This is a genomic window from Vibrio jasicida CAIM 1864 = LMG 25398, assembly GCF_000400365.1.
In the GTDB taxonomy this organism is placed as follows: Bacteria; Pseudomonadota; Gammaproteobacteria; order Enterobacterales; family Vibrionaceae; genus Vibrio; species Vibrio jasicida.
Genome location: NZ_BAOG01000003.1, coordinates 262,958 through 286,305, shown reverse-complemented (window position 1 = coordinate 286,305; position 23,348 = coordinate 262,958). Strand labels below are relative to the sequence as shown.

Genomic DNA, 23,348 nt, shown 5'->3' with positions numbered 1-23,348 from the left:
AATGAAAGGGAAAGCAGCCACTAGGATCGTTCGTCTTCGTAACCTTGCTCTCATAAGCGTAAATAATTGAGCTCAAGCATTAATTTATGTTCCCTCCAGTCGCATTTAAATCTAGAATGCGCGCGCGTTTATTGAGCTCAAAAAAATCACTAATACTTAACGACTTACTTAGTATCAACCAAAAACTTTGAGCTTTTAAATAAAGTCACTCTCAACCAATACTCCATCCATTGTTCGATGGCATTTCATAAGGGTTTAGTCTTTGAAAAGAAGTCTTCTTTCAATCCTTGTCGCTTCGCTGCTGTTTGGCTGCGGAGGCGATGAAAACAAACACTCAACAAGCACCACACCTCCAACGGTCGAACCAGATTTACCACCTGAACAACCAGATATTGGCGTAACGACCTACCAAGGTAAGCTGTTCATTAACGGTAAACAGATCACTGGCGATATTCAATGTGATGGGCAAGACATCAGTGAGTCTGGTTACTTCACCTACGCAGCTTCAGAAGGCCATTTTGATTGTCAATTTGGTGGTGTAACTTTAGGTGAGTTCAGTTATCAGATCCCAGAACGAACTCGTATGGGTTCACAGCCAGCTGAATTAACGCAAGCCTATGACCTAAAAGACGTACTCGGCCAACACGCAAACAACGCCACTAAGCTGTTAAACAAGATCGACACGTGCCCTACTCAGGACGCACAAGTGTGTTTGGATGAAATCAACAGCTATGACATCCAAGACTTGTACGAGAGCGACGATCAAGCGGCGATTGATGCGTTTCTCAATCCAAGTGTCGCAAACGAAGGTGAGCAGCCAAGCGCGCACGTTGACCCAGAACTTCAACCAGAAGTCACTCCGGGCGCAAGCAACAACTTAACGGGGTCGTTTGTGTCTGCCAATGCAGAGGCGACTTACGAATACAAACCAAGTGCTGCCAACAAACCGTTGACCAAAAGCCGCTTGACCGACTCGCAAGGAAATGCGCTTGCTGGCGTCGAGTTCTTCAGCCAATCCGCACGCGGAATCACGAATGCCAACGGTGAATTTGAATACCTTTGGGGTGAGAACCTGATCTTTGGTATCGACACCTTCACTCTAGGCCAAGTGAAAGGCAATAAGGTCAATTACCAACTTGCAGATTTAAGCGACAACCCATTGGTGAAACAGAACCTTGATGCGTTCGTTCATCGTTATGGTGTGTCTTCTGGCAACCACATTGAGATCAGCGATACCGTTCGTCAGGTGTTCGCACAATACCCGAACGTTATTAACGAGCTGATCAATTTGAGCCTACCTAACGGTGCAAAAATTGAAGGCACGAACTTCACAACACCCAATGAGTTCGAAGCGCAATTCAGCCAAGGTTTAACACAAATCATTGATGGGCAACTAAAGCAAACGCCTCAATGGTCAGGCTTTACTGCGCCTATGCTGAGTACGATTCGTGCTTCTGGTAGTAATTATGTCACGCAGTCTCTGCATCAGATTTATGCTGGTGTGGATAGCGTGCACATCTTCCATGATAACCATGGTTGGGGCGGCTCTGGTTACACACGAGCAATGCGTAACTTCAACCTAACTAATGAAGCCTTCCCTGTTCTTATGCCACGTAACGACAACAGCTACTGGCTCCCGTTTGGTGAAGAAGCAGCATGGACTCGTGGTTCAGGCAAAGATCAAAAAGCCTACATTGTGGATGCCACAACCATTGATGAAAACTCAACGGTGGTTATGCAGCGCCCAGAAGTAATTTCCAAACAAACCGCGACTTTTAATCTACCAACCATGACGGCAGGTATGATTGGTTCGGGTAAAGTGGTGTTCTTGGGTAACGCGATGTACACCTCTATCTTCTCTTGTCCAGAAAACTACTGGGCAGGCGCAGATCTGGGCATCGACAGCGAAGCGCAGCAATGTCGTTACAGCACGCCTCACAACCAAGAAGCGCAAGATACGGATACTCGTACCGACCACGGCAGCATGCTAATCATGTTCAGTAACTTGATCGATTGGCTAGTGCCAAATACAACGCAAGAATCTGTCGCGATTGCCACCAACATCAACAAAGGTCACGCATTCCGCTGGGATCGCAAAGAAGGTCAAATCTACGATTTCTTTGTCAACCCAAGCTATAAATTGGGTGAAATGGACGTATTAAGCAGCGGCCAGTTTGATTCATTAGATCCAACCTCTACACCACTGCTTTTGCTTCAGTCTTACGAAATCAAAACTGATGGCTACGCGACAAAATCCGTCGTGTCCGACATCAACCAACCTAAGTTGGACGCAGACGACGTCACAGCGCTGATCGAATACGTAAACAACGGCGGTAGCATCATCTTCTTTGATGCTTTAGAAGAGAGTAGCCCAGAGCCGATTGCTCGTTTAGCGGATGCGGCAGGCGTTTCTGTTGGTGGAGCGAACGTTGCCAAGACATTCCAGTCTCTGTGTACGGACAGCTATTGGTGTCACAGCACATCAGGTCCGAACGTACCTAACTTGCATACGGTCGCAGAGCACGACCTAGTGGTTTATGAACGTTATGCAGACACGACTAAGATTGAGATTAATGACAACGGTACGGTGACATGGCCGGGCAATATCGACATGCCTACCCTTGAGATACCGCTATACAACGTCTCCATTGATGGACAAGAGCATCAACGCTTTGCATTCCACATGGTGAAGTCTGAACAAGAGAAACAAGCAGCAATCGCAGAACTTCAACGCGAGTTTCCTGGCGTTCCGGTTTGTAAAGACAATTACCAATACGAAGTAAACTGTATTGAAGTGCGAGAGGGTCATGGCATTCCTAGCCGTGGTAACCACCATCGCCCAGACTTTACTCGTTACGAAATGAGCCCTGAAGTCGTCGATAGCATGGTAAAAGCGGCGAACTTAGGTGCCAATATTGATCGCTTACTTTCTCACGAGCTTTACTACCGCAGTAAAGGAGAAATTGGTGAACGCTTGTCGCAAGCTGAGCTAACTTCAACCTACGATAACCTATCCGTTTGGCTATGGAATGACGAGCAATACGAATTCAATCCAAACGTACAAGATGAGCTTGGCTTCGAACGTGCGGTCGAAATGCTGAACTGCTACACGAGCAACGCACATCAAGGCGGCAACGTTTGTGGTCAAGATACACGAGAGCAACTTGCTAAATGGTCAATGATTACCGAATCAGGCGAGCTGAACCCATCTTACCCTCTGAACTGGATGGAAAAGCCGTTAACACGCATGATGTTGGGTCGCTCTTACTGGGATTTAGAGATCAGTGTCGATACGACTGGCTACCCGGGTCGCCCTGCTCAATCAGGCAGTGCAGCGAGCGTTGCGATTCATACCGACAACAAAACCGTGATTGGTACGGCAGGCAGCATGCAATCGACGGGCTTGTGGGCGCCGCAACTTGAAGAAGTCACCATCTCTGGAGGTGTAAAAGCGTCTATCAATGTTGCATTGGTTGATGACTTAACAGGCCGTGCAAACCACGAACTGAGCTTGAAACGCCCGCCACGCGTGCAAAAGACCTTCAAATATGATGGTTCGTCTTTGAGCTTCAAAGTACCTTACGGTGGTTTGATTTACATTCAACCGTTAGAAGTGGATTCTCGTGACGTTGTGACGTTTAACTTCACTGGTGTGCTTCGTGCGTCTTGGTGGAAAGACGGTGCTTGGCTAAACCCAATCAACACTGACGTGCCATTGGCAGAAATCGATTCAGGTCATTTCGTCTACACGACACCAGTGAAAAACGTACTGGACACAGACATACCTAAGTTTGCAGATGAACTGAACGCATTCGCGAACCATGCGAGTGATTTTTACGGACGTGATCAAGTCACGGCAGAAGGAAAACACCGTCGATTTACTTACGATGCCCTGCTCGCCAACCGACATCGCTTCGTGAATGATGTGCAAATCTCGATTGGTGCGGCGCACTCAGGCTACCCAGTTCAAAGTAACAGCTACTGGCCTACATGGACTGTCGTGCCATCAAACCCAACCAATGACTGGTTACTATGGCATGAAGTCGGACACAACCTTGCTTCAGCACCGTTTATGATGGCAGGCTCTACTGAGGTCACCAACAACATTCTTGCCCTTTACATGCAAGAACAGCATGAATCAAAGCCATACATGGACCGCATTGCGAGTGATCTATCCAAGTCACCTTTATGGCTCGATCGCTATGAAGGGCATGCTTGGAGTGAAGCGGATGTCGGCATGCGCTTAGCGATGTTCGGCCAGTTAAAGCTTTGGGCAGAAGACCATTTCAACATCGATGATTGGTATGCGAATCAAGCAGAGAAGCCGAGCATCTTTGGTGAAGACCAAGGCTGGAACTTCTTTAAACTCGCACACCGTAAAGCACGTGGTGACAGTATTGGCGACCAAGGCATTAACTACTGTTCTGCGCAAAGCAGCCAGTTAAGCCAAGGCGATCTCATGATGGCATGTACCTCATACCTGACCGGATATGATCTGACAGATTACTTCCGTATGTGGAACCCATCAGAAACCAAAGCTAACCTGCCAAATGGCACGGTTGATTACTCTGGTGGTTTAACGCCTGCCGGTTTCAACGCGGTTGCGACGATGGATTTACCGAAACCAGATAAGTCTCCTTCTGAGTATTTGTCTGTTAAGTAACCCGTAAGACGATAAAAGCCGACAGAATTCAATTCTGTCGGCTTTTTTGTATCACTCTGCTTGCTTTGGCGAAGTGTCGAAGAGGGAAGCTACAAGGCCATCAGCTCTCGCTTAGTTTGCTTATCCAACTTTTCTATCGCATATCGAAACGCCGTTCTCGGCATCTTGTTATGGTGACGTTTCAAGTAGTCCACCACTCGCTCCGGTTCTTTTTGCGCCAGCACTTTGAGCATCCAGCCATAGCCTTTTTGCACTAAATAATGATCATCTTCGAGCAACAAATCAGCTATGTGAAAAGGCTCAGTCCCTTTATACAGGCCTTTATTGATCGGATAGATAAGCGTCACTGCGGCTGCACGCCTCACGGCAAAGTTATCACTCTTAACCCACTCCAATGTGCGAATAAACAGGCTGTTGTCTTGAGCAATAAGCGCACCGAGTGCATGGGTGCAAAAATCATCACAATCATTCCAATCGGTAATGTATTGATAAAGCCAAGATTCGAATCGATCGTACGTGGCGGCGTCATAATGCTTTTTCAATCTGAACGCCCAGTCAAACGCAATCACGCTTAATGCCCAATCACGCTCTGCCAGCAATGTTTCACACTGCTCAAAAACGAAGTCTGCTTGCTTTGTGTCTAAACTTCGAAAACCATCGGCAGAGATCGCCCTCACCAAGCCGGTGCGCACTCGCTTCTCTGGGTACCCAATCTCACTTAACTTTTGAGTTAACGTTTCTACAATACTCATTGTTTTTCTTTCTGTTCTTCCATTTCGATACGTTTAGCGTGAATCACTTTATTGGTGAACTATTTTGCTTGCTGTCTGCGTAACCACTCTTGTGCGGCATCACCCATGCTTGTTCCTTCTGCGTCGTTCATCCACTGCATAAAGCTGCGGTCAAACTTGAAACCGTCTCCACATTTGGACTTGAAGTAACGACGTACATTTTGAGTGCTCTTATAGGAAGACGTAATTAACGTGTTGTCTTCAATTGTATTTTTATGCCAATCCACTTTGCTCACATGTCTCTCCCTATATGCTTTGTAGCGACTCCTTGCTCAAAGAAAGAGTGACATCTTCTATCAGCCACATCCACCTTGAGTCCTCGAATACTTCATTTTTGCCAATTCAGTCATATTTCCGTGGTTTATGTATTGTGCTGACGAGAATCCAAATTGGAACGGGACACGAATATTTACATATCTCGTTGTAATCAGTTTAAGAAAGAGTCGGTCTGCCATTAGGAACCTTCACTACTCAATAAAGGAATGAAAATGAAAGAAACGCTCCAACCAAAGCTTCAATGTCAATTGGGATTAGGGCTGTTAGCACTTCGCTTAAGTATCGCGTTGGTATTTATCATGTGGGCGCTAGATAAAGTGCTGGTACCAGAGCATGCAATGAAAGTGTTCTCTGGCTTTTATGGTTTAGATATATCGAGTGGATTTTCTGTCGCGTTAGGTATTGCCCAGTTGGTGTTCATCGGGATTTTTGTGGCTGGACTTTGGAAGAACCTGACTTATCTTGCGATTCTGGTATTACACGCTGGCTCGACTTTCTCTTCGTTTGCGAAGTACCTAGACCCGTTCAACAACCTATTATTCTTCGCGGCGTGGCCGATGCTTGCTGCGTGTTTCGCTCTCTACCTATTGCGAGATCATGACATCTATGTGTTGAGAAAACAGCCTCAAGCGGTTACGGCTTAACTCACCACCAGCGGCTGAGACACAATAAAAAAGGGAGGCTTCACACCTCCCTTTTGCTAACTGAATATCGGCACTTCTACCATCGAAGTATGATAAAACGCGTAACGCCCTTTACCCAACTGCTTCGCTCTGTACACCGCCATATCGGAACAGTGCAGCAGAATATCAATATCGCGCCCCACGCCCTCTGTGAGAACAACCCCAATTGACGCGGTTAAACTGATATCAATGCCTAAACGATCCGCCGTACTTTGCAATTTAGCGAGGAACTTGTCTAGCTTTAGCTCTAATTCACGCTTAGTTCGAAACTCTTGCGTTAACACCACAAACTCATCACCACCAAATCGGCCTATGATGTCGCGCTTGTGGCCAAAACTCTCTCTCAACACCGCCACAAACAGAGCGATAACTTTATCGCCCGCTAAGTGACCGTATGTATCGTTGATGTACTTGAGGTTATCCATATCAAAGAAGATACAAGCTTTGGGCGTATTACTAAGAGACAACGACTTTTCAGCCCCACGCAAAAAATATTCTCGTGTTAATAAGCCACTACGAGAACAAAAAACACCATTACGACTAGCTTGTAATACCAACTCAAAATGCTCTTTCAGCTCCATAGAACTGTCATTGAGAACCACTTGGCTCTCTTCTAAGAATCGGTCTAGAGGCTGCGTTAATCCAACGACTTGTTTACCCATCAATCGTGTTATCACAAGATAAATCGCGATGATAAGCAAGACGTTAACACCAAACATCGTCGTCCCTTCACCGAGTAAGCTGCTGAACTTGGCTTTTGAAAGTAAAATCCAAGGCGTGTCCTCGATCTTGCGGAACTCAATGTATGACAGATCAAATGGCGAAGAATAAGTGAAGAAACCACCGGAAGAAGAATTCGATAAAGCGTGTAAATTGGCTTCCCGATCGAAGAGTTTTTCATAACCATAATTGAACAGATTGACACCAACATATTGTGCATCTCTGGAATGACTAATGACATTCAGCTCATCATCCAATAAGACACTATAAATATCATCTTCGTTGTCCGTTTTTAACGCATGTTGAATCTCACTAAAGTGAATCGATGCTGAAATGGTCCCCTGCAAATCCCCTAACAAGTCAAACATTGGACGGCATAGGACATACACAATGTTGCCATTACTGATGTCTGTAAGTACATCGGTCATGACGGTCTTTTGGGTTCGGATTACTTGATGAAAATAGTCTCGATGTGCGATGGAATGGACTTTGTTATTGTGCGTGCTGACCATATTCCCAACGCCATCACTGAACCCGATCCCTGCCAATTCAAACGCTTCTTTATAAGACACAGCGCGAGAGGCTCGCTCTTTCAGCGACAATTCTGATTCGGTGAAATGCTCATCATTGCTCATAGCCCGCAACAAATCACGATATCCACCAACGATGGTTCCTAAGTTTACTTCAGCCGATTTCACGTGGTAGCGAGCAAGACTCTTTGCTTCATCGACTTGTTGGTAGGCCCAATAGGTAAAGTTGGTAAATAAAGCGATAAAGACAATTGGGACGGTGTAGCGGAGCGTTACGCTTTGAAGACTTCGAGATACATTCATGACTTAATTGTTGTTGTGACATTGTCGTATTTAAAATACGTATTCTAATCGATGGATGACACGTCTTATTTGCGCCCTTTAGCTGTAATCAGAGTACAGATTACACAAAATGCAAGCGCTGACGTTTGGCATTCTCATTAGCAAGAAAGCAAACAAATTATACCTACCCCTGTATATCGAAACAGCAACTTTCTCCCGAGTTACGACAAAACATTTTCCATGTACAACAAATGGTTTTTATCGATACGTTTCATTACTTTAAATAAACAATATAAATCTAATAGGAAGGGAGTTATTGATATTTTTGAAATCATATCCTCTTAACAAACTGCACCTTTGTCGCAAGAGTCACACTTTTTGGATAGTATCAGTATGAATTTTTCTACACCATTTCTAACAAATGAGATACATAAACTACACTTTTCATATCAATCTCTTGGATATGGACGTGCACTGTGGCTGGATCGCTTTCATGGAATAACCTCTCCGTAAAACACAAGCTGTTTTGCTTAGTTTTCTTACCCATCGTTTTGTTGCTCTTTCTGGCGGGACAGCAAGTCGTTAGGTTGTCGACTCAGGCTCAAGATCTTGAAAGAGCACATTTGTTCTCTGACTACATGGATCAGGTTTCGTATCTTTACAACCTGCCTAGCAATCCAGACGTAACCGATAAAGCGGTGATGATCAAAGGTACAACTGAGAAACTCAATGCCACCGCCACTCTCATTTTTGCCGATAAAGGCGTTGAAATGGCGGACTTATTGTCAAGCCTAGAAGAAGCAAGTTTGTCTCTCGCGACCAGTACAGACATGGATGAGCGTCTAGACTTAGCTGAATGGCGCGCCGACACTTACAAACAGATTCTTTTGGCTTTAGAAAAAGTCCCTTTTAACAATGCCACGGTTGAAATCCAAAACCATCTGTCTGCTTTAATGCAAATTGAGTGGCTAATGTTCTGGTCGAAAGAAGAAAACCGTTTAAGCCAGTACCTAATTTATTCCGTTGAACAAAACCAGTACTACGACACAGACATCGGTAGCGAGATTGAATCCTTAGTCAAAAATCAACAACTGTTCTTAGAGCGCTTTGTAACCCTTAATGCTAATCAACAACAAGTTGAGTTGTTAATCGAAACCTTCACAAATCAAGTATTCGTTCTTAGCCAAGAATTCCGTGCTTATCTGTTCAGTGAACAAGAGTTGAGTACCCTACCTCCCCAAGAAGTCGCGACGGGTTTGACTGCTCTAAACGGCCGTCTCGAACTGCTACAAAATGTCGATAATAAAATGACTGACCAACTTAATGCTGACGTTGATCATGCCATCTCCATTGCCAACCAACAGCGACTCATGTTCATCGGCGTGATGTCGTTAATCACCATTTTGGTCATCAGCCTCGCAATACGTTTAGTACGTAAAGTGACAGGCAACCTAAACCTTGTTCTCGAGTTTTTACGCCGCGACAGCTACAGCGAAGAGTCGCCGCTCGCAGAATTAGTCAAAGGCAAAGACGAGTTGAGCAAGTTCGCTCAGGAAGTAGAGCGCCTGAGTTACGAACGCGAACAAGCAAAAGTGAAATTAACCCAAGCAAAAGAGGATGCGGAGCGTGCGAAAGACGACGCGATTAAAGCCAGCAAAGCAAAAAGCAGCTTTTTGGCCAACATGTCGCATGAAATTCGCACACCACTTAATGGAGTGATCGGTATATCAGAAGTGTTGTCTGATACCTCCCTCACTGCCACGCAACGCGACTATGTGGATACTATCGAGACTTCATCGCAACTACTGTTGAGCTTGATTAACGACATTCTAGACTTCTCAAAAATTGAATCGGGCATGTTGCTTATCAGTCCACATTCAACCTGTGTGCGTGAATCTATCTACGACATTGCTTCTATTGTTTCTCCAAAAGCCAAAGAAAAAGGCATCGACCTTAAGGTAAACATTAGCCGTAATACTCCATTCCGCTTGATGATTGATGATCACCGTTTACGCCAAGTGATCATGAACTTTATGTCTAATGCGGTGAAGTTTACCGAAAGTGGCACTGTGTGCCTGTCGGTATCAACCCATTCCGTGTCGGGTTCTTACGCGATAATGGAGTTTTCAGTGCAAGATTCCGGCATCGGTATTGATGAACAACAGCAGAAAAAGATATTCGAACCCTTCGCACAAGAAGACGACTCTACAACGCGCCAATTTGGAGGCACTGGGCTTGGCTTAGCGATCAGCACGCAACTGGTAGAGCTGATGGGTGGAAAGATCCAATTGGAATCTGAGAAAGGCCAAGGGAGCCGCTTCTTCTTCCAACTGACTTCTTCCGTAGTCCAACTAGATTTTGACTCAAAACATACCGCTCATAACAGTCAGATTTGGTTGGTTTGTGACGACCCGAATATGGAAAGTACCCTACGTGATGAGCTTAATTTCTATCGCATCGCGATGCATCAATCCGTAACGTCATTAGATGAGCTACCGACATGGATCAATGACAAAGAACAGGTGGTTGTGATCTATGCCGAGACTCGTCCTAATGCAGCCAAAGCCAATGAAGACATCTTCCACAGACTGGAAACACAGAATGTTCGTCTGTGTTTAGTGAAGCATTTACATAGCGGTCAATTTGACTTCGGTCAGAGCGTGAGTGCCATCATTACTCAACCGCTGCTTGGTCAACGTTTAGTGAAAGCACTTGAAAGCTGCGAAGCAAAATTCACCCAAAAAGCACAACTAGCCGTAACCAGTGTCGCGAATACCAGAGCTAAAATATTGGTGGTTGATGACAATACAGTAAACCAAAAAATTGCTGGATTGCACGTGACCAAAGCGGGCTTCCCTTTCGATTTAGCTGCAAATGGTGCCGAAGCCGTTGAAATGTTCAAAAAGAGCCAATACGCATTGATCTTAATGGACTGCATGATGCCTGTCATGGATGGCTTTGAAGCGACAGAGAAAATTCGTCAGATCGAGCAAGATGAAAACCGCAACTACCGCATCCCTATTATCGCCTTAACCGCGAGTGTGGTGGATGACGATATTCAGAAGTGTTTTGATGTTGGTATGGACGACTACGTCCCGAAACCGTTCAAAGCGAATGTGTTGAAAGAGAAACTGGCAAAAGCTGCTAACGTACCAGTTGTCGACGCTACGATTAACAACATCAGTCCAGCCCCAGTTAGTCATGTGGATAACCATCAAGCAGCAGATCCAAAAGAAGAGCCTTCAATCACGATCCTACCGAGTCGCTCCGAGCGTATTCTGTTAGTTGAAGATAATACCGTAAACCAAAAAGTAGCGTCATTGTTGTTAAGTAAAGCTGGTTATGAGTTTGAGATTGCAGAAAATGGTCAAATTGCCGTGGATATGTTCCAACAAGATAATGGCTTTGACATCATTTTAATGGACTGCATGATGCCGGTGATGGATGGCTTCCAAGCGACCAAAGAAATCCGAGCATATGAAAGAAACTCTGGTCTACCGAAAACACCGATCATTGCATTAACCGCCAGTGTTGTGGATGACGATATTCAACGTTGCTATGACTCAGGTATGGATGCCTATGTACCGAAACCGGTGCGGAAAGAGAAACTTCTTCATCAAATTGAAAGCGTGATTTAACGAAAAGGTTGATGGATATGCATACCGATTTCTTTATTTCCAAAAACAGCATGGCGAGAGGATTGACGACTGCGCTGATTGCCTTCGCGTTGCTCATGTCGTTCGATAGCGAGGCTCTAGCCGCGGATCAATACGCCATATTCTCTCTCGACTCAGAGTTTAGTGAATTAAATATTACCAAAGCGAGAAAACTCTACCGTGGAAAAACCAAACGCTTACAAGGGAAACGAATTGAACTGTCAGACTGGCCAGACACATCGTCAGAGCGCTCTGAGTTTTATCGCTATTTACTTAACAAGAACGTCGCACAGATGAATGCGCATTGGGCGAGTTTGTCTTTTTCTGGCAAAGCACGTCCGCCTAAAGTCATTGATAGTTCAGATATGAACGCTCTATTGGAATGGATGAAAGAAAAACCTAATCGCATAGGTTACGCACCGGTGAGTAGTCTGCCTTCTAATGCACAAATCCTCTACGTAGTCAGTTCGGAGAAATAATATGAAGAAATCACTCATCGCAATTGCACTAAGTGGTCTGGCTTTTCCGAGCTTCGCAACCATAGAAATTACCGATAATTTATCACTCAGCGGATTTGGTTCAACCTCGTGGGCGACATCCGATAACGAAACACCACTGCTGGTCAATCGCTTTATCGATGACGAAAACTGTTACGACTGTGATACAACGTTTGGTGTGCAACTCGACTTCTTTTACGATGCTTTCAAAGCTTCTGCACAAGTGGTGAAACGTCCACAAGATCATTGGAGTGAGCCGCAATTAGAATGGGCATACTTGGCGTACACCTATGGAAACGTTGAGTTTCGAGGTGGCCGCTTAAGAATGCCTGTCTTTCTCGCTTCGGAGTACTACTACGTGGGACATGCCTTTACCCCTGCTCGCCCACCAAATGAGGTTTACGACAGCATCTTAGGCATCACCGCTTACAATGGTTTGTCGGTGCTTTGGAATTACGACTTGAACGACAGCATGACGTTAACCACGACACCTTTCATCGGTTTCCATGATGAGAGCACGGTCGACTTTAACGCCAATACCGAATTGACGTTCAAGACCAATGAAATGTACGGCGTTAACTTCATTCTGAGTGGTGATTACTACCGTTGGAACTTTACCTATTTAGACTCCAACTACGACCAAGAGACGAGACTTACCAACCTCACTACGAATATCCCAGGGGTTGGTGTAGTGCAAGTGCCAGATCAAACTCTGAACGCTAAAGACCAAAGCATCAAGCTGTTTTCTCTTGGGGCAGAATACGAGTTTGATGCGCTAACGTTAACCGTTGAGGGCCAAACCAACGACATCGCTTCTGCCTGGTACGTTCAAGGGACATATAATCTCAACAGATTCACACCATACGTGACTTACGGCCAACAGTTTGATGACCACGAACATCGTGTCGGTGACAGTTACCTGTTCGGTGTGAGATACGATGTTCATTACAACATTTCACTCAATGCAGAGTGGCAACACTTCAACGCTTATCGCAATGCCTCTGGTGCGTTTGTTAACACACCACCGGAAGATGAAGCCAATCTTTACACCATCATGGTTAACTTCGTCTTCTAACCTTAGTCAGTTAACTACAAGGCAGGTCGAACGTTCTCGACCTGCTCTGCTTTGAAGTCTCTTGATTTATTCACTCAACACATCACTTGTTTCGGTTTATCATCACCACGGAGAGGATCGTCAAAGTCATCCCTACGGCATGAAACCAAGTAAAAGACTCACCCAGTATCAGAATCGCGCAAAGCGCAGTCATTGCAGGGCCAACATTGCTCACCAAACTTAAATGCGCCGGATTTAACCTCGCCATCGCGGCAGCAATCAAATAAGACGGAATCACAGTACAAAACAATCCAAGTAATACACCAATGATGATAAGTTCATGACTCAATGTTTGTAGATCTAAGTCGCTGAAAACCAGGTGAACTAGAATCGCTACACCCGCACTGCCCATCCCGATGCTAGTAAAGATTGTACTACCAAGCTTGGCGATACTCCCTTTACTCATCACTAAGTAAACTGCAAAGACAAACGCAGACAATACTGCTAATCCACCACCTAACCATATCTGAACCCCATATTGAGAAAGGTCGTGGGCAACAATCAATCCAACGCCTACATAACCAACCAAAGCCGCGATGATGATATTACGATTAGGTACTTGAGCTTGCGTTAACCACATGATCAACACAACAAACGTTGGAAATAGGAAAAGCAGCAAGCGCTCCAATTGAGCGGAAATATAGTTAAGTGCAGTAATGTCTAAATAGCTAGCTAAGTAATAGCCCAACACACCAATTGCCGCAGCTTTTAATCCGTGGCTTTTCACTTGTGTCCGATGTTCAGATTTACGCAGCATCCAAAACAAAATACAAAGATACACGGGCAATGAACTCATCGCTCGCAGCGTCATGATGCTAACGGCATCACCACCATGCTGATAGGCCATTTTGACGAAAATGGGCTTGATAGAAAAAAGTAATGTTCCCGCGAGTGCAAACAATACGCCTAATGTGACCGAATTGATCGGTTGTTTGAAGGGCTTAGTTGGCTTGTTTTCTGAATGTGGATTGGATTCGGATGCCGTATTCATTGTCTCTCCTTGATAACACATTTTCTGTTCATACAAGGCTACGAGATAGAATACGATTCTGGCTGCATCTACTCGCAGCCAGGCACAACTCAACCTACCGACTGCTTGGCATTAGAAGGAGGAGCCACCAGAGGTTGGTTGTGCGGATGATCATTTTACTTTCCTATTCGGGTAGAAGGTTCAGACTAACCATTGAACATATTTTGTTCAAGCTTACGATCTCTAAAATAGTACTCTTTATCGTGTTGTCCGACCCCTCTGAGCACACGACACGGGTTACCAACGGCAACCACATTGGCAGGAATATCCTTAGTTACGATACTGCCCGCGCCAATCACCGAGTTTTCTCCGATCGTCACACCCGGTAATACCACCGAGTTCGCACCAATCCATACGTTATCTCCAATTCGAACCGGCATATTGAACTGCGCGACGTCTCGTCTCAAATCGGGATCGATTGGGTGCCCTGCCGTTGCAATGGTTACATTAGGTCCAATCATCACGCTATTCCCAATGTAGATGTAGGTATCGTCGACTAAAGTCAGATTGAAGTTCGCGTAAACATTGTCGCCAAGGTAAGTGTGACAGCCCCAGTTCGCTCTTAAAGGCGGTTCGATGTAGCAATTCTCACCTACAGACGCGAGCAGACGCCCGAGTATCTCGCCCCGTTTTTCTGATTCCGAAGGACGTGTGTGGTTGTAATCGTATAAGGTCTCAAGACATTCGGTTTGCATTGCCGCCAACTCTTCATCATTACAGAAGTAGACTTTTTGGCTGTGCAACATGGTTTTCTTATCCATTATTATTCCTGTTGAGGGGGACGTTCTTGGTTGAAATTTAGCAGAGTGAGGATAAGAAAGGCTTGCCAAAAGTCATGAAATTCATGCGTCATCCAAGAAAGAAAGTAAGAAATTATTAGCGAAGGAACATGGGCGAAGATAAAGGGATTCGAGCCACAATTGGAAATGCGAACAAAAATCAAAAATGCCGCAAAGTTCGAATCTTGCGGCATCTTTCTAAACTGGCTTGTTGGTTTTCTTGCGATTTTCCAAGCGCGCTTTAAATTTCTTATTTCGGCGCTTTAAGGCTCGGAAGAATTTCGACTCTTCGTGATACCAACCAATAACGCTAATGGGGACCCCCACCAGCATCATGATGAAAACATCGGCAGGAAACTGCTCTGTAATATCCCTTACCGTTTGCAGCTCACCAAAGATAAACAAGCCTATAACCTTGCCAACCAACAACGCACAGCAAATCATCAAGAAAGACTTCATTATGTAGTGCCATTTGCCTTTCTTGCGCTCTTCTCGCCAATACACGTATTTGTGCTCGCGGTTGTACATTTCCCCCTCCGTTTAAGTGACATTGTCACCATCAGTCTGCGAAATGGAATGGTGGTGCGAGACGGCAAGTTCGCACTACTTTAATCATAGTGCGATTGGAGGGAGTTGCTTGTCAGACCAACAAGATATGACGGGGATTTTACTGAGCGGTCCACATTTGTTTGTATGAGCGCAATTCTCTGTTGGACTCATCCAAACCAAACATGCCTGCTAGTGCTTGCAGTTTTTGTTTGTAGCGTCCTAGTGCGCTTTCATCATCAGTCATGATCGCGAATTCTGCGAAATAACCGATGCCTTCAAGGCGGTCAAGTGTGATATGGAATTCACCGACAAAGTAGATACTGCGAGTCTTCTTAGTATGGAGGATGACCTCGTAACCCATGTTCTCCAACATGCTTTTTGCTGCATGAGACTTGGTGATGTCTGTCGCTTCGCAACGATCTTCTTCCGGCCCTTTAACAATCCAAAGCTTAATGCCAGATGGTTCAATTTCACGAATCACCAAGCTTTTGTTTTCGTTGGTTAGTTTGCGATCAGCTGTATCGTAAAACCAATCTGATTCTTGGTTGTCTTCGAACATCACCTCGTGTTGTAAGCTGCTTAGCGCGGTTAAAAACGCTCGCTTGTCTTTCACTCGGTATTTCAATTCAACTTCAAACTGACCCTGAAAATGATCTTGTGCACTCACGCGACTACCTCTCTACAACTCTTCGCTTCGACTTTTTATTCTGTTTTTCACAAGGTGAAAGGACTTTTAAAATTGGCGAAAGATTAGCATGAGTTCCGCGAGAGGTCTGAAACACAAGATAACTTTGTGCAAAACGTGGCACAAAACTTAAAACGCGAGAGAACGCATATACACACAACTAGCGATGCCAGCGATAACGACCAGAGTCCTGCCGATGGCAACATCCGCAATGTATATGACGGGATGAGTCATTCGGGTAAAAGCAAACACAATCGCAGGCATGGAGAGATCAGACCATGGAACACCACTCAAACTAACGACAAGATTGGTTGCGCTATAAAATGCCAACGCTTCCCCATTTAATTAATGCTTACGAAACACCCAAATTGGCCCGATTAAAAGGAACTGAACGTCTTCAAAAAACGATGGTTTCTTCCCTTCGATTTTGTGCCCGATAAACTGGAAAATCCAAAGCACACCAAACAGTAACATCGAAATCTGTAAAACTGGCCAACCGAGTATGTCCATCGACCAGATTAGCCCAATACACGCAACGGTGTAGCCAATCATCATCATGAATACGCTAAGAGACAACCGGAAGTAGAAGATCCAAGCGGGTAAAGCAACGACCCACACCCAATTGAGATTGAATCCAAACAAAGGAATTTGCGGAATAGACCAAATCAACCCAACCACGGATAAAAAGATACCCGGCACCGCCACTTTATGAATCTTTTGATTGATTGGGTTTTGATGGCTTTCACCGTAGGCTTCTAACCATTCAGAGAGTTCACGCATAACTTCACCTTTAACATCGCTATAACATTTATATAGTCGGTACGAGTTAAAGGTGCGAGTTTTTGTCCGAAGATATTGATAATAAACAAAGTATCTGTGACCAAGCACAAACTATGTTACTGATATCCCAATGAAATACGCTGCGCTTTCGTTAGTTTAGCAACCACTAGGTTATAGGTTCTCGATTACTCATACTGCGGCAAGAGAAGCTTTAACGCCTGATTAACCTGCCCTTTTTCTGCACTGCTCAAAGACCCCATCAGCTCATGTTGCGCTTGAAGGTGCTGCTCTATCAGTGAGTCAATTAACTCGAAACCTTTTTCTGTGAGTTCGACAGTGACGCTGCGGCGGTCTTCTTTACTGTGCTCACGTGCAATCAGACCTTTCTTCTCTAGCTTATCAAGCCGATTCGTCATGGCACCGGACGTCAGCATCATGGATGAAATCAGCTCCGATGGCGTTAAACGATATGGCTGACCACTGCGTCGCAGCGTTGCTAATACATCAAACTCGCCCATTTTGAGGTCGTAACGTTTGTGCAGCTCGGCGACGTGGTTCTCCATGTGCTTTGCGATTCTCATCAAACGCCCCATGATCGCCATCGGTTCGGTGTCGAGCTCCGGCTTTTCCTTAGCCCACTGGCTTACCACTCTGTCAATTGCGTCCATTACCCTTTCATCTCCAAAGACATTTTGATTTACGAATTTATTTTAACATAAAGATACTTTACAAAAAGCCATCTCGAGCGTACCTTTACAATAAATTATCTCAACGTAAAGATATTTAACATGAACATTTTACTCGCGATGATTCCGGCGTTTTTTTGGGGCACCACTTACGCCGTGACACAATTTACTTTGCCAGACTGGCCGCCAGTGTTGCTTGGCGCCCTGCGCGCTTTGCCGGCAGGCCTTTTGTTGCTTGCTATCAAACCAACATTACCAAAGAAACAAGATTGGAAGATCTTACTGGTACTCGGCACAATCAATATCGCCCTCTTCTTCGGACTCATCTTTGTTATGGCGTTGACCTTGCCTTCTGCAATTTCCGGAGTGGGTATGATTTCTGTCCCTGTGTTCGCGATGCTGTTTGGCTGGGTTGTGTACAAGCGACAACCAAGTTTGATTCAAGGGATAAGCGGCGCAGCTCTGATCGCACTGGCGTGGTTCCTGTTTGATCCTAGTTCGATCACACTCAACCCAATTGGCTTAATCGCTATGCTATCTGCAATCATGTGTATCGTTATCGGCAGTAGTGTCACTAAGTCGCTTGGTGCAAGAATGCACTGGTGGACGGTGCTAACATGGCAGCTCATTTTAGGCGGCATCATTCTTTCTATCGCCGCAGCCATCTTTGCGAGCTTTAATCCAGAGCCGTATGTGAGCGCCCTACAAAACGCATCATTAAGAAACGTCGGTGGTTTATTGTGGGTCATCGTCCTTAACACCGCACTTGGTTACGGCATGTACGTGTGGCTATTACAACGCATGTCTGTGGTGGACTTTACCTTCGGTGGTATCGCAAACCCAGTAGCTGGCATTGTTTCTGGTTTAGTATTGATGGGCGAAAGCTTCACTCCCGTTCAATACAGCCTAATGCTAGGCATGATCCTGATGTCACTCGTTCCGCAACTGGTGATGTCGTTGAAGCAAAGACGCGATAAGGTTTTGATAAAACCCAATGTGACTCTTTGAGTAAGCATACAGAAGCGAAACGTATGTATATGCTCAGTTTGGTATTAAAAAGTGTGAGACATTTCAGTGCAACTGCCAAAATAGACTACGATTTAATATAGGCACGTATTGTCAGGCAGAGGAAGGTGAAATGAAACTAAACAAAGTAGCACTCATCCTATCTTTGTGTTTTGCAAATCAATCAACAGCGCAGAAGCATGAAGTTTACCTTTACAACTGGGATGAGTTCCTTTCAGAAGAAGTTATTTCTCAACTCAGTGACCTGCATGATATTACGCTAAAACAACAATTCTTTTCCGATGAATCAATCAGAGATGAAGTTCTCTTAAGTGAACGAAGAGGTGCTTTTGAACTTGTTATTATAGAAAGCATACAACTCAAAAAGTTAGCCAATCAGAATATATTTCACGATCTATCAGATCTCAAAGAGACGCTCGCATCAAACTTTGACAAAAAATGGCTTGATGGCTGTGGACCTTGGGGGCTTCCTTACGCATGGGGAACGAGCGGTATACTCTATCGTGTCGATTCATTCGATACGCCAACCTCTTGGAAAACTCTTCTCGAACCCAAACCAGAAGCCAAAGGCAAAATTAGTATGTATTATGAGCCCACCGACCTCGTTGGGGCTGCATTACTAGTTCATGAACTCGACCCCTTCACTAACGACATTGAAGAACTACGCCTCGCTTATCAAACCCTTATAAATCAGAAAACTTTTCTTGATAGTAATAAGTACATTATAGACTACATCGATGACCCCAAGCGATTAGCCAATATAGATCTAGCATATGGTTATTCTGGCGACAGCTATGTACTCAATGAAGTTGAAAACGACAGTTGGGCATACTCAGTCCCAGAAGAAGGTACAACACTCTGGTTAGAATGCATCGCCGCCATCGATAATGGTAAATTGTCTGAACAAGTTAAAACGACCCTCTCCTACTTATCAACACCAGAAATCGCCGCTAAGAATGCAATGGATGCTTGGTTTGCTACGCCAAGCTCAAAAGCCAAATCATTGACAACTGATGCTTATAAAAATGACAAGGAGCTGTTCCCTGGAGAAAGCATTATTGAAAGAAGCCACTTATACAAAACATTGCCCCCGAAAAGTATACAAATACGAAATCGAATAATTGAAAGCTTGAGAAATTAAATGTCTATACTAATAAAGTTGTATTTAATATTACTTCCAACCTTATTGTTCTTCGCGATGCTTGTTGGTTTTGTCACTTATAATCTTGCGACGTCTCATGCTAAGCATATGTACTTAGATAAAGTTGAATTTGACGTAAACACCGCCTTGGTAGCTGCAGAGTATGAACAGTTAGGCCTTTCATTACTAGCAAAAGAAGTTGGAAGTTCAATGCATTTCTTGCGTTATATTCAAAACTCAGACGACTATACAACATTCTCTCTTCTAGAAAAAAGAATTCTCAGATTATTAAATCAAAGCGACGTTAATCAATTTGGCCAACGAAATATATACGTCATCGACCCACACTTCGAACTCACTCTTTCAACATTAAGAAGCGACCCATTTGAACCATTAAAAATGCCTGATAAAGTCTATGACAAGGTTTTTGACATATACACATCATTGTTAAATAAAGAGAAATATTTTAGTGAAGGCTTCTCTTACATATCGTTCAACGGCCGATTACGATATGCTTATGTAACAGCGATAGACCCATATTTATCACCTCAAGACAAACGTGTAAAAGAAAGTAAGAACAGGTATATTTTGATCACTGACGGACCTCTGGTTCAACTATCTAACTTAATTTCAAAATACAATAATAACCACTTTATATTTTCTCTTGAGCCATCTAAGAGTATAGAAAAAAAAAGTCGAGAAAAATTTATCATTGAGTCGATTAAGAATAGCGATGATAAAACTCATGTAACCATGACAAGCGAGCATTTTAAATCTAACATAATAATAAACAATCAGTTATTTGAAAAAGAAAACCAAATCATTGCGATAAAAATAATTACGGTTACTTCAACCTCATTGTTTCTTATTTTCATAGTCATTCATCTAAGTATAAAAAATAGATTAATAAAACCTCTAGAAAAACTGTTAGAAGACATCTCCATTGGTGGTATGAGATTGAGATACTTTAAGCGTTCATCCGGCAAGAATGAGGTTGACACATTAAAAAATGCTTACATTGACTCTCTAACCGAACTAAAGTTTGAAGCCGAGTTTGACCAGTTAACTAAATTAGCAAATAGACGCTCGTTTATTCGATATCTTGAAGTAAGATTGAACAGCTCAACCACATCAAATTGTTATCTAGTTTGCTGGGATATTATAGACTTTAAAAAAATAAATGACCTATATGGTTCTAAAGTAGGTGATAATGTATTGAAAAACTTTTCAAGCATTTTAAAAGATGTTCTACAACTGCAACAAAACGAAACTGGATTCAGTAATAGTGACTACTCAATCTCTAGACTAGGCGGAAACCAATTCATCGCAGTCATTGAGACAATAGAAGGCGATAAAATTAATGATGTCATAAAAGAAATTAATGATAAATTAACAGGAACTGCATTTCTAGATTACTACGGATTTAAACTTTCGCTAGCAACAGGCATAATAAACTTTGATACTAAAAACTTCATATCAATATGGCATCGTTGCATCGATGCAACTTTACATGAAGCAAAATTTCAAAGTGATGGAGACAGTCGAATAGTCTTTGGGGAAGAATTGATGCATGCACTAGAGCGTCAAGATACAATAGAGAAACGCTTAATAGAATGTTGTGAGTCAAACAACTTTGAGTTACGCTTCATGCCAATATTTAATGCCAATACGCTAAGCATTGATGGAGCAGAAGTATTAATACGCTGCCCTGCTTTGTTTGACATCAATGCTGGACCGGATGAATTTATTACTGTTGCTGAAAAAAGCAATCTCATTTCAGAAATAGATATTTGGGTAATAAAAAATGCAATTAAATCATTAAAAACGCTCAAGGACAGATACAAGTACCAAGGTACTATCTCCATCAACATATCAGCGATGGAATTATATAATCGCAACTTTTCTGGCAATCTCAAGAAGATCGTCGAAGAATATGGCATCCCTGCTAGTGATGTTACAATTGAAATTACAGAAACCAGTTACGTCAAAAGTACAAACTTAACTGTTAAAACCATCGAAAATATACGCGCTATTGGGCACAAAGTATCTTTGGACGACTTTGGTACTGGTTACACTGCTTTCAATCAATTACTTCATTATCCAGTTGATGAGATGAAAATTGATAAAAGTTTTATCGATAAAATCGTAACTGATCAAGCAGATAGAAGAATGGTCGACTCAATGATCAACCTTGGTCATTCATGTAAAACGGTGGTAGTTGCAGAGGGGGTTGAAACATTTGAACAATATGAATACTTAAGAAAGATCAATTGTGACTTGATTCAAGGTTATTATTTTAGCATGCCACTAACAATGCAAGAGTTTATCAATTTTATTTCTGATCATAAACCTGATAAATTTATTAAAAGTTTATCTAAAGAAACTGTAGTCGCAATTAATAATAGTAAAAGTAAACCTTAGGTATGACATCACTACTCTCTCATGTTGGATATGTATTCCATCATATCTTGATTATTTATGTCATTTTTATATCTTACTATCGAATCAATTATAATCTCTAAATTACCTACTGGGATATAGTTATCCAAAACATTATTTATTGCTTCTTGAATTTTTTTACCGTCACTTTTTTTCTTTGGCACAAAAAACATAAACTGACTACCACTACTTCGAAATGAAAACGACTCTTTGGGAATTAATGGTGACAACGAATCAGCTGCTGATCTGATAACCAAATCACCGTACTCCGCTCCGTACTTCTGATTCACATCCATTAGATTTCTAATCTTTACGATATACAAATCATAATTATCAACATTGTGGTTGTCATTTTTAAGAAAATTCATCAAAGAAGATCTGTTGCGAAAACCAGTAAGGTGATCATTGGTCGATAGACTTTTTTTCACCGAAAAATCAGCATAAAAAGATAAAATAACAAAAATAAAACACACTACAAGTATCATGGAACTAACCTTATGAATTAATATTAATTTTGATAGTGCTAATGTATTTTCTTCGATAACTGGACTTTGAAGCCTGAACTTCTCATTAATAAACTGAACTAGATTATGATATGTTATATCTACTTTCTTGTGGAAAACATCCTGAGTTATCTCATTTCTCTTCAGAAGCGACAATGAACTTTCAAGTCGTTTAAAATTATCGAACTCTGTTCTAAAGTGCTCTTTAAAATTCGCTGATTTGATGAAGTTTGATGATTCATTACTATTCAAAAGAATATCGAACCGACTCCAAGTTATATCATAAGAAATCCATAATTTTCGATAGTCGATGTTATCTACCTTGCTCATCATTAAAAAGTTTGAATATTCCTTTACTAACTGAAAAACGAACCAAGTCGCCTCATTCTGACGACTTGAAAACTTTTCATTGATTTCATTGATTCGATCAACAGTGTATATGTTGATTGAAAGAGTAATTAATATTGTTATAGACAATATAATTTTACACATTCCTAACGATAAAAATTTAAACATTC

19 protein-coding genes are annotated in these 23,348 nt (G+C 43.0%); 8 read left to right on the top strand and 11 right to left on the bottom strand.

The genetic code is table 11. The features are described 5' to 3' along the window. The first annotated feature begins 262 nt into the window (after window positions 1-262). Entirely contained in the window at window positions 263-4,663 is a 4,401-nt protein-coding gene (locus VJL_RS01285) for an SslE/AcfD family lipoprotein zinc metalloprotease (protein ID WP_038874965.1), read from the top strand. Between the two features lie 89 nt (window positions 4,664-4,752). Here VJL_RS01285 and VJL_RS01280 read toward each other — a convergent pair whose 3' ends face one another. Both VJL_RS01280 and VJL_RS01275 read right to left on the bottom strand, forming a co-directional pair. Further along, window positions 4,753-5,415, bottom strand: a complete 663-nt coding sequence (locus VJL_RS01280) for a DNA alkylation repair protein (protein ID WP_038874963.1) — start codon at window positions 5,413-5,415, stop codon at window positions 4,753-4,755. 59 nt (window positions 5,416-5,474) lie between these two features. Next, window positions 5,475-5,690 carry a DUF6434 domain-containing protein gene (locus tag VJL_RS01275; protein WP_038874961.1) on the bottom strand — a complete coding sequence of 72 codons (216 nt, stop codon included), beginning with the start codon at window positions 5,688-5,690 and terminating at the stop codon, window positions 5,475-5,477. Between the two features lie 252 nt (window positions 5,691-5,942). On the opposite strand from VJL_RS01275, the gene VJL_RS01270 reads away from it, so the two are divergent. Continuing rightward, window positions 5,943-6,374 carry a hypothetical protein gene (locus tag VJL_RS01270; RefSeq protein ID WP_038874959.1) on the top strand — a complete coding sequence of 144 codons (432 nt, stop codon included), beginning with the start codon at window positions 5,943-5,945 and terminating at the stop codon, window positions 6,372-6,374. 56 nt (window positions 6,375-6,430) lie between these two features. Here VJL_RS01270 and VJL_RS01265 read toward each other — a convergent pair whose 3' ends face one another. Further along, a complete protein-coding gene (locus VJL_RS01265; RefSeq protein WP_038874958.1) occupies window positions 6,431-7,966 on the bottom strand; it encodes a diguanylate cyclase in 1,536 nt (511 codons plus the stop codon). 455 nt (window positions 7,967-8,421) lie between these two features. On the opposite strand from VJL_RS01265, the gene VJL_RS01260 reads away from it, so the two are divergent. Genes VJL_RS01260 through VJL_RS01250 form a run of 3 tightly spaced genes read left to right on the top strand, consistent with a single transcriptional unit; the run spans window position 8,422 to window position 13,173 of the window. After that, a complete protein-coding gene (locus tag VJL_RS01260; RefSeq protein ID WP_038874955.1) occupies window positions 8,422-11,583 on the top strand; it encodes a response regulator in 3,162 nt (1,053 codons plus the stop codon). Between the two features lie 17 nt (window positions 11,584-11,600). Continuing rightward, the gene (locus tag VJL_RS01255; protein WP_038872766.1) at window positions 11,601-12,080 is read left to right on the top strand and encodes a hypothetical protein; all 480 of its coding nucleotides are present in this window, start codon (window positions 11,601-11,603) and stop codon (window positions 12,078-12,080) included. 1 nt (window position 12,081) lies between these two features. After that, entirely contained in the window at window positions 12,082-13,173 is a 1,092-nt protein-coding gene (locus VJL_RS01250) for a porin (protein ID WP_038874952.1), read from the top strand. A gap of 82 nt (window positions 13,174-13,255) precedes the next feature. Here the strand turns inward: VJL_RS01250 and VJL_RS01245 are convergent, their stop codons facing one another. From VJL_RS01245 to VJL_RS01215, 7 genes are all read right to left on the bottom strand, one after another. Then, the gene (locus tag VJL_RS01245) at window positions 13,256-14,203 is read right to left on the bottom strand and encodes a DMT family transporter (RefSeq protein WP_038874950.1); all 948 of its coding nucleotides are present in this window, start codon (window positions 14,201-14,203) and stop codon (window positions 13,256-13,258) included. A 185-nt stretch (window positions 14,204-14,388) separates the two neighbouring features. After that, window positions 14,389-15,003: a sugar O-acetyltransferase gene (locus tag VJL_RS01240; protein WP_038874947.1), complete on the bottom strand. Its 615-nt coding sequence runs from the start codon at window positions 15,001-15,003 to the stop codon at window positions 14,389-14,391. Between the two features lie 216 nt (window positions 15,004-15,219). Next, window positions 15,220-15,549, bottom strand: coding sequence for a hypothetical protein (locus tag VJL_RS01230; protein ID WP_038874944.1), 330 nt, complete (start codon window positions 15,547-15,549; stop codon window positions 15,220-15,222). Between the two features lie 139 nt (window positions 15,550-15,688). After that, window positions 15,689-16,237, bottom strand: coding sequence for a class IV adenylate cyclase (cyaB, locus tag VJL_RS01225; protein WP_038874942.1), 549 nt, complete (start codon window positions 16,235-16,237; stop codon window positions 15,689-15,691). Window positions 16,238-16,384: 147 nt separating this feature from the next. Continuing rightward, window positions 16,385-16,585 (bottom strand): MAPEG family protein, encoded by a 201-nt coding sequence (locus tag VJL_RS30450; RefSeq protein WP_349292929.1) that lies wholly within the window; start codon window positions 16,583-16,585, stop codon window positions 16,385-16,387. A 15-nt stretch (window positions 16,586-16,600) separates the two neighbouring features. After that, entirely contained in the window at window positions 16,601-17,035 is a 435-nt protein-coding gene (locus VJL_RS01220) for an Mpo1 family 2-hydroxy fatty acid dioxygenase (RefSeq protein ID WP_009706035.1), read from the bottom strand. Between the two features lie 185 nt (window positions 17,036-17,220). Next, window positions 17,221-17,703 (bottom strand): MarR family winged helix-turn-helix transcriptional regulator, encoded by a 483-nt coding sequence (locus VJL_RS01215; protein ID WP_010647662.1) that lies wholly within the window; start codon window positions 17,701-17,703, stop codon window positions 17,221-17,223. Window positions 17,704-17,823: 120 nt separating this feature from the next. On the opposite strand from VJL_RS01215, the gene VJL_RS01210 reads away from it, so the two are divergent. From VJL_RS01210 to VJL_RS01200, 3 genes are all read left to right on the top strand, one after another. Next, window positions 17,824-18,729: a DMT family transporter gene (locus VJL_RS01210; protein ID WP_038874940.1), complete on the top strand. Its 906-nt coding sequence runs from the start codon at window positions 17,824-17,826 to the stop codon at window positions 18,727-18,729. Window positions 18,730-18,859: 130 nt separating this feature from the next. Further along, window positions 18,860-19,888 (top strand): ABC transporter substrate-binding protein, encoded by a 1,029-nt coding sequence (locus VJL_RS01205; RefSeq protein WP_038874938.1) that lies wholly within the window; start codon window positions 18,860-18,862, stop codon window positions 19,886-19,888. Next, window positions 19,889-22,309 (top strand): putative bifunctional diguanylate cyclase/phosphodiesterase, encoded by a 2,421-nt coding sequence (locus tag VJL_RS01200; protein ID WP_038874936.1) that lies wholly within the window; start codon window positions 19,889-19,891, stop codon window positions 22,307-22,309. Window positions 22,310-22,320: 11 nt separating this feature from the next. Here the strand turns inward: VJL_RS01200 and VJL_RS01195 are convergent, their stop codons facing one another. Next, window positions 22,321-23,346: a diguanylate cyclase domain-containing protein gene (locus VJL_RS01195; RefSeq protein WP_038874934.1), complete on the bottom strand. Its 1,026-nt coding sequence runs from the start codon at window positions 23,344-23,346 to the stop codon at window positions 22,321-22,323. Window positions 23,347-23,348 lie beyond the last annotated feature (2 nt).

Coding starts and splice junctions, on each gene's coding strand:
- VJL_RS01280 (WP_038874963.1), bottom strand. CDS start 5,415: ATGAGTATTGTAGAAACGTTAACTCAAAAGTTAAGTGAGATTGGGTAC.
- VJL_RS01270 (WP_038874959.1), top strand. CDS start 5,943: ATGAAAGAAACGCTCCAACCAAAGCTTCAATGTCAATTGGGATTAGGG.
- VJL_RS01265 (WP_038874958.1), bottom strand. CDS start 7,966: ATGAATGTATCTCGAAGTCTTCAAAGCGTAACGCTCCGCTACACCGTC.
- VJL_RS01255 (WP_038872766.1), top strand. CDS start 11,601: ATGCATACCGATTTCTTTATTTCCAAAAACAGCATGGCGAGAGGATTG.
- VJL_RS01250 (WP_038874952.1), top strand. CDS start 12,082: ATGAAGAAATCACTCATCGCAATTGCACTAAGTGGTCTGGCTTTTCCG.
- VJL_RS01245 (WP_038874950.1), bottom strand. CDS start 14,203: ATGAATACGGCATCCGAATCCAATCCACATTCAGAAAACAAGCCAACT.
- VJL_RS01240 (WP_038874947.1), bottom strand. CDS start 15,003: ATGGATAAGAAAACCATGTTGCACAGCCAAAAAGTCTACTTCTGTAAT.
- VJL_RS01230 (WP_038874944.1), bottom strand. CDS start 15,549: ATGTACAACCGCGAGCACAAATACGTGTATTGGCGAGAAGAGCGCAAG.
- VJL_RS01220 (WP_009706035.1), bottom strand. CDS start 17,035: ATGCGTGAACTCTCTGAATGGTTAGAAGCCTACGGTGAAAGCCATCAA.
- VJL_RS01215 (WP_010647662.1), bottom strand. CDS start 17,703: ATGGACGCAATTGACAGAGTGGTAAGCCAGTGGGCTAAGGAAAAGCCG.
- VJL_RS01210 (WP_038874940.1), top strand. CDS start 17,824: ATGAACATTTTACTCGCGATGATTCCGGCGTTTTTTTGGGGCACCACT.
- VJL_RS01205 (WP_038874938.1), top strand. CDS start 18,860: ATGAAACTAAACAAAGTAGCACTCATCCTATCTTTGTGTTTTGCAAAT.
- VJL_RS01200 (WP_038874936.1), top strand. CDS start 19,889: ATGTCTATACTAATAAAGTTGTATTTAATATTACTTCCAACCTTATTG.
- VJL_RS01195 (WP_038874934.1), bottom strand. CDS start 23,346: ATGTTTAAATTTTTATCGTTAGGAATGTGTAAAATTATATTGTCTATA.